This window comes from Gemmiger gallinarum, from assembly GCF_014982805.1.
In the GTDB taxonomy this organism is placed as follows: domain Bacteria; phylum Bacillota; class Clostridia; order Oscillospirales; family Ruminococcaceae; genus Gemmiger; species Gemmiger gallinarum.
This window is the reverse complement of the sequence record NZ_JADCKC010000004.1, coordinates 130,254-146,609: the sequence shown is the minus strand read 5'-3', so window position 1 is coordinate 146,609 and position 16,356 is coordinate 130,254. Positions and strand designations below refer to the sequence as shown.

The following is a 16,356-nucleotide window of genomic DNA, read 5'->3' as shown; positions in this document are numbered from 1 at the left end:
TTTCTTCTGGAAAGCAGGGTCAGGAGCGCCCGGGCAGGGAGAGGTCGCCGTGAGGGGGAAAGGTCAGATGCGGCCCGGGAAAGAAGGAACGTCTTTGACCTGGCGAAAAACGCATGCTTGCCCGCCTGACGCGGAGACCGCTGCAGAAAGCGGAAACCAGACTTTCAAAAAGAACATGTTGCCGCTCAGCTCAATGTGCATATCGCCGCCGTACTGCCGGGCAATGTACTGGATGCTGCGGGTACCGTAGCCGTGGCGGGAGATATCGTCCTTTGCGGTTGCCGGCAGATCTCCGTTCAAATTCAGGTCACCGGTAAAGTAGTTGGATTCCTCGATCATCAGACGGGTCCCCTCTGCCCGGCATATCAGGGAAATGACCCGCAGTTCCGGGTCGGGCAGGCGGCGCACCGCTTCTATGGCGTTGTCGATGATATTGCCGAACAGGGTATACGTCTGCACCGGCGTGAGGAAATCCAGCCGGGTGCCGTCTGCCATGCAGGAAAAACGGATGCTGTCCCGCTGGCAGGCCATGGCCTTTTCACACAGGACCACGTCCAGCACCTCGTTTCCGGTCTTGATGTTGGAATCGTAAAATTCAATGGCCGTGCGCAGAGAATCGGTTTCCTCGGTGGTGAGCTTGCCCGCGATTTTGCCCAGGATGTGCTTCAGGTCATGGCACTTCATATTGATCACGTCCATGTTGGCCTTGACAGACTCAAACTGCGCCTTGTCCTGCCGCCACAGCTGGTGCAGCACATCGATCTGATGATCCCGCTCATTGAGAGAAAAAATGTGGGTGCAGGCGAACAGCGTCTCAATGCCGAACAGGATGCAGAAAATTTTCACGATCAGATTGAGGGCAAGGCTTTCCGCCTCATAGGTACGGGAAATGCAGATCAGTACGTTCACCACCAGGATGGTGAAGCAGGAAAGCACGCCCACGCTCCGGGCCGTGCGCCGGCTGCGGTACAGCCTGGTCCTGGGACGGAAAATCTGTGACAGGGCCCAGTAACAGGCAAGGTAAAAGGCAAAATAGAGTGCCCAGTCCCACCACTGGATAAAACCGGCGTGAAACAGTGAGATGGTCTCCAGATCATTAAATCCCCGCAGCAGCTGCAGCAGAGGATAGAGCTTGTTTGTCAGCTGGTAGGCGGCGGTGCCGGAACAGAAGGTGAGCAGAAGCTCCTCCACATTGTCCTTCCAGCAGAAAGCCAGTGCCAGAAAATTCAGCAGGCTGACCGTCAGATAACAGAATACCCGTGCCGGCAGAGTGTTCAGATGGGTGTACAGAACGATCAGGGGGACACAAAGCAGAACGCCTGCCGCCAAAGCGCCTGCCGTCCGCAGTACAAAATGACTGCGGCGCTCCATCCGCCGGGCAAAAAAGGCCAGACAGACAAAGCACTGCAGATAGGTCAGTATAAGGTTGTAGGCCTGGAACGTGTAGACACCCAGCCACAGATAGATATTCTCGATCATTGGTTCTGACGCTCCATGTATCTGGCCACCGCATCGGCAAACGCCTTGCGCCGGGGATAGCTTACCGGCAGAGTCACGGTGCCTACCCATACCTCCATGCCATCCATGCGGGACACGTGTGCCAGATTGACCAGCAGATAGTTGTTGCAGCGGGCAAAGCTGTCGGCGGGCAAGGCGGCTTCGGCGCTTTTCATGGTCTGATAGCGGCGGTAATCTCCGCCGACGGTATGGTAGATGCAGTGGTGGCCCTTGACTTCCACATACAGGATGTCCCGGCTGGGCAGGCGGACAAAGCTGTTTTCCGTCTTCAGAAAAACCTCGCTGCCGGGAACCTGAGTGGGAACCTTGCTCAAAATGCGGGTGAATTTCAGAGCAAATTCCGGGTAGGTGACCGGCTTGACCAGAAAATCACAGGCGTCCACCTCATACCCCTGGACGGCATACTGACGCATGGTGGTTACAAACACCAGCACCACCAGGTCGTCCTTCTGCCGCAACAGACGGGCCGCCTGCATGCCGTCCATCATGGGCATCATGATGTCCATAAACACGATCTGATATTCTGCCGCATACTGATCCAAAAACGTCACCGCGTCATGGAACAGCCGCACCGATACCGGGATGCAGCGTTCGGCGGCGTATTGCCGGATGAAAGATTCCAGCAGCACAGCATGGTCACGGTCATCCTCCACAATAGCGATCCCGAGCATGATGTCCCTCCTCCGCGTTTTCTATCTTAAAAATATAGTGATATCCACAAAACAAGCCAAGGAAGAGGAAAAATGCTGTGCATTTAAGGTTGTGCTGTCCACAGCCAAGGTTGTGCGCCATCTATTGTAAAAACAACGGGAAGGCCGCCATAATGAAGGCAAGAGCACGGCCGCCCCGCCGGCAGGCAGCCGTGAAAAAGAGAAAGGAGCATTCCACATGAAAAAGAAAGCGAGCAAGCCCTGGATCGCGCTTACAGCGATTACGGCGGTTGTGCTGGCGGTATGCATTGCGGCAATTCCCATTACCAGTCAGTTTTCCTCCGTCATCAGCGTGGCCCTGAATGCAAAAACGCAGGAAGTCATCCCTGATCCGGAAGCCACGGTGCATTTTACCAGCAACTACGACAGCGAAGAGGAACTTGTGGCCTTTGAAAAAGAACTGTGCGAGAGCATTGAGGCGGAGGGCGCGACCCTGCTTGTGAACAATGACAGCACCCTGCCGCTGGCACAGGGCACCAGGTTTACCACCTTTTCCCAGTCCAGCTATAACCTGCTGTACGGCGGCACGGGTTCCGGTCAGGTTTCCGCCGAGGATGCCGTCACCCTGAAAGACGCCCTGGAGGAAGCCTTCGGCGAGGGCAGCGTCAATCCCCAGCAGTGGGATTTTTACGCAAACTGCGGGTACACCCGCGTCAACGCCGACACCACCGGCGGCAGCCAGTCCCAGTACCGGATCAATGAAGTACCCTGGTCTGAATATACCGAGGAACTGCAGAACACCTGGCCGGAGTACGGCGACGTGGCTCTGGTGGTGCTGGCCCGCTCCGGCGGCGAGGGCGCCGACCTGCCCAGCGGTCTGCCGGAACTGGAAGACTACATGACCGACGGCGACTACCTGCGTCTTTGCCGGGAAGAAATCGACATGTTCACCAACCTGCAGCAGCTGAAAGAACAGGGCGTTTTCAAAAAGATCGTGGTGCTGCTCAACTCTTCCAATGCACTGCAGCTGGACTTTTTGGACAGCTATGGTGTGGACGCGGTGCTGTGGATCGGCGACGTGGGCATGACCGGCATCAACGGTGTGGCGGATATTCTGGCCGGCAACGTCAACCCCTCCGGCCGCATTGTGGATACCTTCCTCAAGGATAACCATTCCTCCCCCGCCATGCAGAATTTCGGCGCTTTCAACTACACCAACGGCGCCGATTATGAGGTGGCTACGGCCCAGAACAACACAGATCCCGGCGTTGTCAAGTGCAATGAGGATTACGTTGTTTATCAGGAAGGCATTTATGTGGGCTATCGCTACTACGAGACCCGCTACGAGGATTATGTGCTCAACCGCGGCAATGCCGGCGACTACGACTATGCCGCCGATGTGGCCTTCCCCTTTGGCTACGGCCTCAGCTATACCACGTTTGCCTACTCCAACTTTACGGTGGAGGATCGGGGCGATACCTTTGAAGTGGGCGTGGATGTGACCAACACCGGCTCGGTGGACGGCAAACACACGGTGCAGATCTACTTCCAGAGTCCCTATACCCAGTACGACATGGAGAACGGCGTGGAAAAAGCCGCCGTGGAACTGTGCGGCTTTGACAAAAAGATGATCGCGGCAGGCGCCACCGAGCATTACACCATCACGGTGGACAAGGAAGACCTGACCTCCTACGACGCCAACAACGCCAAGACCTACATTCTGGAGGACGGCGACTACTACTTTACCGTGGGTACCGACGCCCACAACGCCGTCAACAACATTCTGGCTGCCAAGGGCGCCGATGCTGCCCGCATGAGCGGCACCGGCGACGCCAGCCTGGCCGTCAAGTGGAACAACCCCACCTTTGACAAGACCACCTACGCGGTGTCCGGCGTTACCGGCAACGCAATCACCAATCTGTTTGACAATGCCGACCTGAACAAGTATGAAGGGGCCGAGGATCAGCAGATCACCTATCTGTCCCGCAGCGACTGGCAGGGCACCTTCCCCGCCGGCCCCGTTTCACTGCGCATTACGGAGCAGATGTGGGCGGACGGTCTGTCCCATGACGAGGCGGACCGCGCCGCTCTGGTGGAGCGGTACAAGGAAATGTACTATCCCGACGCCACTATGCCGGAAATGGGAGTGGCCGGAGATCTGTCCGCCAACGATTTCGCCGAGGCTGACGCGGATGACCCCGCATGGTCCGACCTGATCAAACAGATCCCTTACAGTGAGATGACCAATGTCATCTATAACGGCTTCCATCTGACCCAGCCGGTGCCCTCCATCGGTTTGCCCGGCACCCTGGACGAAAACGGACCCCAGGGCTTTACCAAGAGCCTGATGGGCGGGTCCAGCGCCATGGCCTACACGTCCGAAGATGTCATGGCCGCCACCTTCAACCTGGAGATTATTGAGAACATCGGCAAGTGCATCGGTGAGGATTTCCTGCATGCACCCTCCGATACCGGCACCGTCTATGCGGGCATCTACGGCCCCGGCGCCAACATTCACCGTACCCCCTACTGCGGCCGAAACTTTGAATATTATTCCGAGGACGGCTGGCTTTCCGGGCAGATCGCCGCTGTGGAGGTTGCAGCGATTCAGGACCGCGGCGTCTATGTCTTTACCAAGCACTTCGCCCTGAACGATCAGGAGGAAGGCCGGTACGGCATCTCCACCTGGTCCAACGAGCAGGCGATCCGGGAACTGTACCTGGAAGGCTTTGAGGGAAGCGTCGCCAAGGGCGGCGGCATGGGGGTCATGAGCTCCTTCAACCGGATCGGCGTTGTCTGGAGCGGCGCCCACCACGGCCTGATGACCGGAATTCTGCGGGATGAATGGGGAATGGACGGCGCAGCCATTACGGACTGCTCGGTCATGGCCAGCTTCATGGATTACCGGCTGGGCGTTCTGGCCGGACAGGATCTGTGGGATGGCTACAGCATGGGCATGGCGACCCTGGACGGGCTGGAAAATGACCCGGCCATTGTCAATGCCGTGCAGCGTGCCGTCAAGAATATTGCCTATTCCGTCACCCACAGCCAGGCCATGAATATCGGCAATGCAACGGTGCGGCCCATCACGCCCTGGTGGCAGATGACTCTGTATGTCATTACCGGCGTGATGGCGGTATTGACCGCGGGCAGCGTCGTCATGCTGGTGCGCAGCCGCAGGCAAAAGCCGGATACAGAATAATCGGGCGCCAGTTACAAAGATATCTTCTTCTTCCATATAACACACAGAGGGGACCGGCCGGAAGGCCGGTCCCCTCTGCGCGTTCAGGCAAGAGATCATTTCCGCCGGCTGCCCGGCCCCCAAAAGCCGGGCCGGGCAGCTGCCGAACACAAACACCCCCGCAGGACAGAAGCCCGCGGGGGTGTTTGCGTTGGAAACGGCAAAAGGAAGAAACACCATACTGGTGGAAAACACAGAGCCTCCAGACGGAGCGGAAAGATGGTTCGGAGCAGGCTTATTTGCCGATGAACAGCCGGTCGATGGCCAGGGCGGCGGCGCCGATGGCGGCACGTTCGGGCTGAAATTCCAGGATCTCGACGTTTTCTGAGCCCTTTTTGTCCACAAAGGTGAGCTGGGACTCGATGCTGGCTTTCAGCTCGTCTTTCAGGATGCTGTTCTGGAACATGCGGCTGTGCAGGTACAGCTTTTCGGTACCCATGATAATGGCAAGGTTGGCGGCGGCGATGGCCAGATACCGCACGGCGTCCCGAATCTCCCGGATGACCAGCTCATCTCCCAGTTTGTAGGCGGTAAGGACAGTATCCAGGGTGATGTCGCCGGGGTCGGCAGCCAGGCTGCGCAACGCCGACCGGGGGGCCGAGGCATGGATGAGCCGGGCTTTTTTCAGGATCCAGCTCTCGCTGGCATAGGTCTGCAGGCAGCCGGTCTTGCCGCACTCGCAGCGCTGGCCGTCGGGGTTGGAGATGGTATGGCCGATCTCGCCGGAAATGTATCCGCCGCTGTTCAGCACGCCGCCCTTGAAGTCGGCGCAGACGATGCCCGGGCCGACATGCAGGAAAGCAAAGTTTTCGGGACAGGATTCAATATCAAAAAGATAGCGTTCATAGGCCATGGAACGGACGTTGTTCTCGGCGGTGACGCGGCAGTCCAGCGCCTGGGCCAGAGCATGGGCATTGAAGCCCGACCACAGGGTGGAGTGAGAAACCATTCCGCCGCTTTGGAGGTTGAGGTGCCCGGGCAGGGCGACGCCCACGCCGATCACCTGTTCCGCCGGGCCGGGATTGCGGGCCAGCAGCTGGTGTACGCCGTCACAGATGGCGCGGTTGACCTGAGCGATCTGTTCGGCGTCGGGGGCGTAGCACAGTCTGTCAATGACATTGCCGGCCAGATCGGTCAGGCAGAAGCGGAAATGCCGCAGAGCGATCTCTACTCCCACCGCGTACCGGGCCTCGGGACAAATGCCGATGAGCAGCCGGCGGCGGCCCAGAGCCCCGTCCTCGGCGGTCTCGGCCTTGCCCAGCTCCCGCACGATGCCCTGATCCACCAGGGTGGTGGTAATACCCGTGACCATGGACCGGGGCAGGCTCAGGTCCTCGCCGATCTCCGACCGGGAGACCGGCTGGTTGCGGAAGATATACCGCAGCACCCGGGCGTGGTTGGAAAGCTGCTTCTCGGTTTCCCATGACTTCATGCGCATGAATGCCAGATCCTTTCTATCGCGGCACATCCAGCGCAAATCCGGTGTATTTGGTGGCGACCTCCAGCACGCGGTAAACGTCCAGATACGGCTGGTATTGGAGTTCGTGTTCCCGGATATATTGCATGACGGTCAGCCATTGCTGCTGTGCCTCCGCTTGCCTGCCGTCCGCCTGGGCGGCAAGGGCTTCTGATATAAGTCTACAATATCCGGCGTGATAGTCAAGTAAATGCCAGGCATTTTGCGCCAGACCGCGGGTTTCGGCAGCCCGGCGGACGGCTGTTTCATGGAGGGCATGGGCAGCGTCCACGGCTTTGTGCAGCCTGCGGGCCAGCCGGGCGTCCACACGGGGACCGATGCCGTTGAAGTAATCGGGGGAGGACAGGGCGGAAAGCTGCTCCAGGCAGTCCCGCGCCTCCTGCCAGTGAGAACCGTACAGGGCGGAGAAATATTCCTCCTGCAGCGCATCATAGGTCAGGGTGTTGTCCCACAGCATCCGGCCCATGACATAGCCGGGCAGGGCGTTGGGCAGGGCAGCCCGCAGTTCCTGGCAGCTGATGTAGCCGTCCAGGTTCAGGGCGGGCAGCTCGGGGATGTCCCGGGCAATGATTCTGGCAATGGCGCAGTAGCCCAGGTCACCGTAGTGGGCGCGGCCCAGAGGGTAGTCGTAGACGAAGGCATCCACGCCGCACTGCTTCTGCCAGGCTTCCAGAAAGGCGATGTTCTCCTCCACAGTGGCGGGCAGGGTGATATGGTTGCGCCGGAAAGGCGGCATGGCGGGAATGGGACCGCGGTCGGCGTAGGACTTCTCAAAGGTACGGGAGATGGGGGCGAACATGAGGGTGAACCGCTCGGGATGGTTCAGGCGGGCCGTCGTGGGCGGCCACAGCAGCTCCTGATACAGAAGAAACACGATGCGGGTGCGCAGGCCGCGCCCGGTCAGCTGGGCGTCGATGCGGTTGAGCAGGTCCACGTACTGGTCGGACAGGGTGGTCTTGCGGCAGGTATCGCACTCACAGATATTATTGTACTCGTCGGCCAGCCAGACATGGAGGAAATCCACCTCGGGATGGCGGGCGGCGTATTCCACCACCGACCGGACAAAAGCATCGGCGGCAGTGGCATTGGAATAGCAGAGGTTGGTGTTGGAGGGGACCCCCTGCCAGAATTCCCGGCGGCCGTTTACCTCGGCCAGCAGGGGGCGCTGTTCGTCGGTGGGGGCGGGCAGATGGGCGCAGACGTGCTCAAAGCCGATGGCCTTGCAGGTCCAGCCGTGGCCCACCCGATGGTGGAGCAGCCCCCGCAGGGCGATGGCTTGGTCAATTTCCCGGTACATTCGCGCATAATCCTCCCCGGACAGAGCCTGGGGGGCGAGCAGGGGATTGTATTTGTGGTCGTACCAGTTTTTCAGGAAGGCTTCCGGCTCCAGGTGTTGAACAAAAAAGCTGTTGCAGCCGATCTTGGGCAGCCAGTCGATAAAATCCAGCACATTTTCCACGCTGTCGGCACCCTCGATGCAGACGCCCCGATGACGGCAGGAAGCGCTCTCGGTCAGGTCCGCACACAGATCCTCCGGGGAAATGACGGGGACTGTCTCGTGATCGGTCCCGGGCATGAGAAAGCGGCAGCCCAGAACATGGAGCAGGCGATAGACGCCCAGCAGCACGGCCCGGGGATTGCTGCCCTGGATGCGGATGCTGCCGGGGTCGGCCTGGATGCGGTACCAGTCGTCCAGAAAGGCGTCCCAGCGGCCGCGGGGCAGGGGCATGGGTGCTGCCACCGTGAGCTCTGCCCGGATGGCGGCATCGGTGTCGGGCAGCATCCGGGTCAGGTAGGCGGCAAGCTGATCCCGGGCATAGCCCAGGGTACCGTCCCCGCCGGGGCAGGAAAAATGTAGCTGTACCACAGCGAACTCTCCTTACACATTATTATATGTATGCGGAACTGCTGCGGGACGGGAAATGATCTGGCGCCGCTGCAGCAGTCACATAAATTCATAAAAAGAAATATATTATTGAAAATAAACTGATATTAGTTCACTCTGCAGAAACATTATAACGCGGCTGGACAAGGCTGTAAAGGATACGAAATGCACAGAAACGATACTTTTTCTTTGTCCAAAGCGCCGTATTTGTTTATTTTTGTGAAATATTATGGACAAACAGGACAAGTAGCTGTATAATTGCCATAACGAAAGGCAAAAGATGCCTGAAACCATTTAATTCACAAAAGCAAATTAATGGAGGTGCTCAGCGGTGTACGCGAAGCGGAGGAGAAAACAATTCTTCTGGTGCTGGCTGTTTGTGCTGCCAACTACCCTGTTTTATGCGGCGTTCCAGGCCTGGCCCATTTTGTCCAGCATCTACTATTCCACACTGGACTGGTCGGGCATCAGTTCCAAAAAGAACTTTGTGGGACTTGCCAATTTTGCGGAGCTGTTTAAGGACCAGTGGTTCTGGAACGCCTTTGCCAACAGCTTCAAATACATGGTGTTTTCGGTTCCGCCGCTGATCATCATCTCGCTGCTGCTGGCCCTGATCGTCAATGAAAAGACCCTGCGGTTCCGCGGCGCCTTCCGTACCCTGTTCTTCCTGCCGGTCATCACTACCGCCTCCATCGTCGGCATCATCATGCAGTTCATCTGGAGCCCCACCGGCGCCATCAATGCGCTGCTCGACCTGCTGGGCAACACCCGGGCGGTCAACTTCCTGGGCCAGGCGGCCACCGCCCTGCCCACCGTCGCCTTCATCGGCGTCTGGAAGGACGTGGGCATCTACATGATCTACTGGCTGGCTGCCCTCCAGAGCGTGCCCCAGGATGTGGTCGAGGCGGCCGAGATCGACGGCGCCAACAAGCGGCAGGTCTTCCGCTTCATCACGCTGCCCATCATCCTGCCCATCGGCGCGGTCATCACCCTGCTGGCCGTCATCAACTCCCTCAAGGTTTTCGACATTGTTCAGACCATGACCGGCGGCGGCCCCTACTTTGCCACCGACGTTATGGGCACCTTCGTCTACCGCACCGCTTATGAGAGCTCGGTGGGCATGCCCCGCCTGGGTTACGCCAGCGCCGCCGCCATGCTGTTCGGCATCACCATCATCGTCATCGGCGTCGTCCTAAACGCTCTCAAGAACGTCATCTCCAAGCATCGCGTCGACTGATCGGAAGGAAGGAATTAAACTATGCCAATGAAAATCCGCCGCTGGCTGGGCAAAGGAATCCTGTACATTGTTCTGATCGTTGCCGCCTTCGTCTGGATGTATCCTTTCATCTGGATGATCACCGCCTCCTTCAAGACCCAGGATGAGTTCTGGGGCAGCGGCCTCAACATTCTTCCCCAGCATCCCACCTTCGACAACTTTATCCGCTCCTGGAACAACGCCAATTTCAGCCAGTACTTCCTCAACACCATCATCGTGACGGTGTGTGCGGTCATCATCGTGCTGATGTGCACCTCTGCGGCCGGCTATGCCCTGGGCCGCTACGCCTTCCCGGGCAAAAAAGTCCTGCTGGGCGTCTTTATGGCCAGCATCACCATTCCCCTGACCTTCACCATCATTCCGGTGTATGAACTGCTCAACGCCATGCACCTGACCAACAACCTGCTGGGCCTGATCGTCGCCGAGTGCGGCGGCAGCCACATCCTGTTCCTCATGCTGTTCTCCAGCTTCTACTCGGGCATTCCCAAGGAGATGGAGGAGGCAGCCATCGTGGACGGCTGCGGATTCTTCCAGACCTACGTCCGCATCATGTTCCCTCTGGCCAAACCCATCATCGTTACCGTGGTCATCATGCAGTTCATCTGGACCTGGAACAGCTTCCTGATGCCTCTGGTCCTGACTCTGAGCCAGCCCAGTCTGCGCACCCTGGCCGTCGGGCTGTACGCCCTGCAGGGCGAGCATGTGGTGGACTGGACCGGTATTGCCGCAGGCGCCACCATTTCGGTGCTGCCCGTCATCCTGGTCTTTATCGCCATGCAGAAACACTTTGTAAACGGTATTGCCGGTGCTGTAAAGAGCTGAGCAATACAAAAAAATAACCAATGCCAAAGAGGAGGCAACACAATGAAAAAACTTTTGAGCCTTGGCCTTGCAGTCGCTATGGCTGCCGGCCTTGCTGCCTGCGGAACGTCGGACGGCAGCAGCTCCGCCGCCACCGGAGAGAACAGTTCTTCCGGCAGCAGCGACGGGACCATCACCCTGCGCATCATGGACTCCAGCGACAGCACCCAGGAACGCCGCAAGGTCTTTAATGAGGAGTTCATGGAGCGCCATCCCGACATCAAGGTGGAATACACCATGCTGTCCGGCGATCAGCTGACCCAGACCCTGACCACCGCCATCAAGAACGGCGATGCTCCCGACCTGTTCTGCCTGCCCGGCGGCGTCAAGCTGAGCACCGCCGTGTCGGAAGGCTGGTACCAGCCCATGACCTCCTACCTGAGCCAGGAATTCATCGATTCCTTCACGCCCGGCTCCCTGAACGAGGGCGTCACCACCCTGGACGGCGAGATCTACGTCCTGCCCGAGTCTGCCAACATCGTCAACTCCCTGGTCTACTACAACCGCGACATCTTTGAGGAGTGCGGCCTGGACCCGGACAACCCGCCCCAGACCTGGTCCGAGTTCATTGCCGCCTGCAAGACCATCACCGAGAAGGGCAACGGCAAGTACTACGGCATCATTGAAAGCGGCGGCGCTGCCCAGCGTCTGGAGATCGAGCTGCGCAGCTTTGCCAACATTGCCGGCGCCAAGTGCAACTACTACGGCGTCATGAGCGTGGTGGACGGCAAGAATCCCTTCGCCAGCGATGCCATGAAGTCTGCTCTGGACATTTACGCCCAGCTGGCTGCCGACGGTTCCATCCATCCCGACTCCATCAACCTGGATGCTCCCTCTGCCCGTGCTATGTTCGCCCAGGGCCAGGCCGGCTTCCTGATCCAGGGCTCCTGGTGCATCCCCACCTGGCGCGCCGAGAACCCCGACTTCAACTTTGACGTCATGGCTCTGCCCGTGCCCGACGACGGCGCCAAGGGCGGCAACCCCTACACCGGCGCGCAGCCCTGGATGGGCATTTCCGCCACCTGTGAGCATCCCGAAGCTGCGGCTCTCTACCTGACCGAGCTCTACGGCACCGACTACCAGAGCAAGATCGTCTCTGACGGCGGCTTCGTCTCCTGCATCGAGGGCGTCAACGAGAGCGCCATGACCGATCCCATGATGCTCAAGTACTACAACCTGGCCATGGAGACCGGCAAGCTCAGCCCCGATCCTCTGGCTCTCAACCCCGAGACTGCCGAAGTGTACAGCAAGGTCACCGAAGTCACCCCCAACCTGGGCCAGATCGTGCAGGGCGTCATGGCGGGCTCCATCACCGATACCGCCGAGGCGCTGGACAGCTTCTCCGCCAACACCCAGACCGAGTGGGACCGCGCCATGAGCGAGGCCGGCGTGGATGCCTCCAAGTTCGAGTTCCCCGACTGGGATCCCATGGTGGACTACGACTATTCCAAATAAACCATAGCCTGAAATGCTTTGCCGTGCGGGCAGGCACGAAGTCCTTTCGTGCCTGCCCGCACTGTTTTTGTCCCAGCCGGCAGCCGGCCCCTCTTTGCGGAGGAGAGGGACAAAACAAAAAGTGCCGCAGCGGAGGATACTGCGGCATGTCTGGCGTTCTGTTGTCCCCAAAACAGGTGCAGCCCGGCCGGGGTGAGGAGAGCGTCCGGCCCAAACGCAAAGCGCCCTGCCGCAGGCAGGGCGCTTTCTGGATGCCCCGTCCGCTGCCGGTCAGAACAGAAAGGCAATGGGGCGCAGGGCATCGGCGTTGGAATTGAGGTAATCTTCCCGGGAGATGAGGGCGTAGCGGCATCCGTAGTGATAGGCCGTCTCCGGCACGTCGCTGTCGGTGATGAGCAGCACGTCGTGGGCGGTCTGCCCCAGCATGGTGGCCATGCGGCGGTCGGCTCCCACCTCCTGGCGGATGGTCAGCTCCCGCACCTCCCCCGTCTGGACGTTGAGGGCATAGCAGCAGTCGTTGGCGACGGGGTAGGAGACATCCTCCCGGGTCTCGTAATACCGCTGGGACAGCAGAAACCAGTCCCCCAGCTTGCCGTCCAGATAGGCGGATTCCGCGCCCACGTCGGGCAGGGCGGCCAGTTCCTCCGTACTGCCGTCGGGCACCGAGACCCGCATCACCTTGCGGCTGTCGCAGTCAAAATAGTAAAGCCCGTCGCTGCACAAGAGATCGTAGACCCGGCCGCTGTAGGAGAAAGTCCCCGCCGGCCCGGACCCGCCCACCGGGATCATGGTGCAGGTATACTGGTTGGAGCGCTGGATCTCCTGCTGGATGTCCGACCATTCCTGACCGGGAAAGTCCTCTTCCGACTTGGCGGTGAACTGCTCCCGCAGAAGGCAGTAGCCGTTCTCGGTGACGCCCAGGAATGTGGGCTCGGTGCCGCCGATCTGTACCGCCTGTTCATAGAAATCCCGCCGTTCCCCCGTCTCCAGGTCGATGAGGACCAGCTTGAGGGTGGCGTTGGTGTCCTCCAGATCGTCGGGATTGACCGCATCCAGGGCGCAGACCAGCTGGCTGCCGTTGGCGGCAAAGACGCTTTTCAGCCGTTCGTTGGGGGCAAAGCTCACCAGCGTGCGGCGGTCGCTGCCGTCCAGGTTGGCCTCGTCGATGTGGGGAATGGCCCGTTCGGGGGCTTCCGCGCCGTAGGTGATGTGCACCAGCAGCAGGTGGTCCCCGCTCACCAGCGGGATATAGCTCCCCTCCTCCGGATCGATCCAGGCGGTGCAGCCTTCCCGGTCGTGGCTGCAGTTGGGGGCGGCACAGAGGTAGACCTCCTGCTGGGTGGCGTAGTCGATATAGCAAATGTTTGCGCCGCCGGATTCGCCGTAAAGGACCTCATAATAGCCCTGCTCGTTGCCGCACCCCAGGGTGGAGTACTGGTCCCGGGTCAGGGTGACAAACCCCGCGGCCACCGGCTCCGCCCCGCTTTCGGGGGAGGCGGACTCCTCCCGGGACGTGGTGCCGCCGGACGAGACCGCCCCGGCATCGGAAGCGCCGGAATCCCCGGCGGGAGCACTGCAGGCGCTGAGCAGACAGGCAAAACTCAGGAGCACTCCGGTGAGGGCTGCCGGATATTTGGAATACAGTTTCATCAAGATACACCTCCTGAAAGATGGCAAGGAAAAACGCTCTGGCCGGCCGGGCTGAAAGCATGATAACAGGAGGTTGTATCCAAAAAGTATCCCGGCAGCAGGGGGCGGGACAGACAAAAAGCCCGCCGTCAGGCGGGCTGGAAAGTGCCGGAAAAGGGAAAAACAGGCCGCGGCGCAGGGGAATGCGGGGAGAAGCCTGCCGGGTCAGGGGGCGGGCTCCTCCGGCAGGAGTTCGGTTCTCTCGCCGGGCGGGACGGGACCGGCGGACGGTGCGGCGGGGCGATCGTCTCCCCGGCCGGGGGAAGACGCGGCCGCCTCCTCAAAGCGGTCGGGCAGGGGATGGCGCCGGAAGTACACCGCCAGACAGAGGGCGGCGATGAGCAGGGCAACGCCCAGCCCGAAGAGCAAAATTCCTGTTTTCATCTGATTTGCCTTTCCCGTGGGGCGGTTCAGACCAGCGCCAGCACGTTTGCAAAGGGATAGACTCCAAATGTTTCCTGCATCACTGCAGGGTCGAAGGTGAAGGGCTCGTGATGGTCCTCGTCGTACCCGACCAGGACCTCCGTACCGTCTGCGGGCGGGGAATACCACGCCGGAAGGTCGGCGTCGGCGACCGGCTGCAGCAGGCCGTCCACGGCAGTGATGGGGGTGGAGTGATAGGTAGTTTCGGTTCTGTAATACAGGGCGGGGTCGCGGTCCACCCAGGTCAGGGAAAAGTCGATCTGCCCGTCCAGCAGGCCGTCGGAGAAATTGCCGGAGTATTGAAAGGAATCCACGTACTGACCGGAATCCCGGGTGGTGTTTTTCAGCCACACGGTACCGGAGCCGTTGGGAAAGCCGCCCTTCCATTCCCCGTCAAAGCGGTAGTAAAGGTCGTTGCCCGATTTCAGCAGTCCCAGCAAAATGCCGTGGCCTTCCCGCTGTCCATCCACCAGGGCGCCGTAGTAGAGCAGGGAGACATTGCGGTAGACCGCAATGCCGTTTTCCGCATCATCGGGGCAGTACACCAGGGTATCTCCCTGCATGTTCTGCAGGCAGCGATAAAAGATGTCTTTTGACAGAAGGGAAAAGACGGTATCCACATCGCCGGCCTCAAGCAGGTCATAGAACTGCTGCAGGATTGCAAGGCTCTCGTCCTCAGCGGCAAAGGCATCGAGCTGTTCCTCCACGGCGGCACGGCGGTCGGCAGCCTGCCCCTGGGAAAGCTCCTCGGCACTGGCATAGTCCGCCTCCGCCTGCTCAAAGAGGGTGCGGGCCGTTTCACGGTCGGGCTCCTGCAGGGCAGCCTGCCGGTAGGCATCCCCACGGGCCAGATAGATCTCCCCGGCGGTGTGCTCTCCCGGGTCATCCAGCGCCTGGGAAAAGGTCTCAATGGCAGTCTCGTACTGCTCCTGCTGCATCAGGGCCAGGCCGTCGGCATAAAAATCCGCCTGCGGGGTGCGGGCGGCGGTGACGATCTGCCGCAGACCGGTGCCCATCAGGGCGAAAGATCCCGCCAGCAGGGCACAGACCAGCAGTCTGCGGGCCGCAAGGCGCAGCCGGTATGCCCGGTAACGGCCTTCAAACAGATAGATGTGCTCCAGATCATACCGCAGAGCCGCCGTGTCGGCATAGCGCCTGGCGGGGTTGAGCTGGGTGCATTTGTTCAGGATGTACTCGATGCCCACCGACAGGGAGGGGTCCAGCCTGCGCACCGGACAGGTCCGGTAGGGCGGGTCAAAAGGACTTTTGCCGGTGAGCAGATGGTGAAAGGTCATGCCCAGCGAGTAGATGTCGGTGCGGGCATCCGCCGCCCCGTGGCCGAACTGCTCGGGGGCGCAGTACCCATAGGAACCGGCATGGGAACTGCTGCCGGAAGTTTCCTCACGGGCTTCCCGGGCAATGCCGAAATCCAGCAGCTTGAGGCTGCCGTCAGGGCAGAGCATGATGTTGGAAGGCTTGAGGTCCCGGTAGAGAATGGGCGGCGTCTGGCTGTGCAGATACTGGAGCACATCGCACAGCATGGCCATCCAGGTCCGGGCGGAGGATTCCGGAATTTTGCCCTCCTGCTGCAAAACCTGCTGCAGGGTGCGGCCCCGGACATATTCCTCCACCAGATACTGGTATCCGCCCTGGGCAAAGGCATCCATGACGCAGGGCAGCATGGGGTGGTGCAGCTTGCTGAGCAGGCGGTACTCGCTGCCGGAATCTCCCGGCTGCTGCGGCCGGGCCATCTGTTTGACGGCCACCAGAGTGTGCAGGCGGATGTGCTCCGCCAGATAGACGGTGGACATGCCGCCCGTCCCCAGAACCTGCAGGATGCGGTAGGTTTGATTGAGAAGTTCCATAAATTCAGCCTGTCAA

The 16,356-nt window shown here is 60.1% G+C and carries 11 protein-coding genes; 4 read left to right on the top strand and 7 right to left on the bottom strand.

Annotation, left to right across the window (positions count from 1 at the left end; genetic code table 11):
• Positions 1-63: 63 nt before the first annotated feature.
• Complete coding sequence (locus INF35_RS13235; protein ID WP_193503253.1) at positions 64-1,479, bottom strand: ATP-binding protein; 1,416 nt, start codon at positions 1,477-1,479, stop codon at positions 64-66.
• Positions 1,476-2,189, bottom strand: coding sequence for a LytR/AlgR family response regulator transcription factor (locus INF35_RS13230; RefSeq protein ID WP_193503252.1), 714 nt, complete (start codon positions 2,187-2,189; stop codon positions 1,476-1,478). Before INF35_RS13230 ends, INF35_RS13235 begins: the two co-directional genes overlap by 4 nt.
• 217 nt (positions 2,190-2,406) lie before the next feature.
• Between INF35_RS13230 and INF35_RS13225 the strand changes: the two genes are divergently transcribed.
• The gene (locus INF35_RS13225) at positions 2,407-5,370 is read left to right on the top strand and encodes a beta-glucosidase (protein ID WP_193503251.1); all 2,964 of its coding nucleotides are present in this window, start codon (positions 2,407-2,409) and stop codon (positions 5,368-5,370) included.
• A 274-nt stretch (positions 5,371-5,644) separates the two neighbouring features.
• Here the strand turns inward: INF35_RS13225 and INF35_RS13220 are convergent, their stop codons facing one another.
• Both INF35_RS13220 and INF35_RS13215 read right to left on the bottom strand, forming a co-directional pair.
• Positions 5,645-6,847, bottom strand: coding sequence for an ROK family transcriptional regulator (locus INF35_RS13220; protein ID WP_193503250.1), 1,203 nt, complete (start codon positions 6,845-6,847; stop codon positions 5,645-5,647).
• 16 nt (positions 6,848-6,863) lie between these two features.
• Entirely contained in the window at positions 6,864-8,753 is a 1,890-nt protein-coding gene (locus tag INF35_RS13215) for a DUF4838 domain-containing protein (protein WP_193503248.1), read from the bottom strand.
• Positions 8,754-9,102: 349 nt separating this feature from the next.
• Between INF35_RS13215 and INF35_RS13210 the strand changes: the two genes are divergently transcribed.
• Genes INF35_RS13210 through INF35_RS13200 form a run of 3 tightly spaced genes read left to right on the top strand, consistent with a single transcriptional unit; the run spans position 9,103 to position 12,363 of the window.
• On the top strand, positions 9,103-10,008 hold the full coding sequence (locus INF35_RS13210; RefSeq protein ID WP_193503246.1) for a carbohydrate ABC transporter permease: 906 nt from the start codon (positions 9,103-9,105) through the stop codon (positions 10,006-10,008).
• Between the two features lie 21 nt (positions 10,009-10,029).
• Complete coding sequence (locus INF35_RS13205) at positions 10,030-10,869, top strand: carbohydrate ABC transporter permease (RefSeq protein ID WP_407925648.1); 840 nt, start codon at positions 10,030-10,032, stop codon at positions 10,867-10,869.
• A gap of 42 nt (positions 10,870-10,911) precedes the next feature.
• Entirely contained in the window at positions 10,912-12,363 is a 1,452-nt protein-coding gene (locus tag INF35_RS13200; RefSeq protein WP_193503244.1) for an ABC transporter substrate-binding protein, read from the top strand.
• Between the two features lie 270 nt (positions 12,364-12,633).
• Here the strand turns inward: INF35_RS13200 and INF35_RS13195 are convergent, their stop codons facing one another.
• From INF35_RS13195 to INF35_RS13185, 3 genes are all read right to left on the bottom strand, one after another.
• Positions 12,634-14,013 (bottom strand): hypothetical protein, encoded by a 1,380-nt coding sequence (locus INF35_RS13195; protein WP_193503242.1) that lies wholly within the window; start codon positions 14,011-14,013, stop codon positions 12,634-12,636.
• Positions 14,014-14,217: 204 nt separating this feature from the next.
• A complete protein-coding gene (locus INF35_RS13190; RefSeq protein WP_193503240.1) occupies positions 14,218-14,436 on the bottom strand; it encodes a hypothetical protein in 219 nt (72 codons plus the stop codon).
• 26 nt (positions 14,437-14,462) lie between these two features.
• Entirely contained in the window at positions 14,463-16,340 is a 1,878-nt protein-coding gene (locus tag INF35_RS13185) for a protein kinase domain-containing protein (protein WP_193503238.1), read from the bottom strand.
• Positions 16,341-16,356 lie beyond the last annotated feature (16 nt).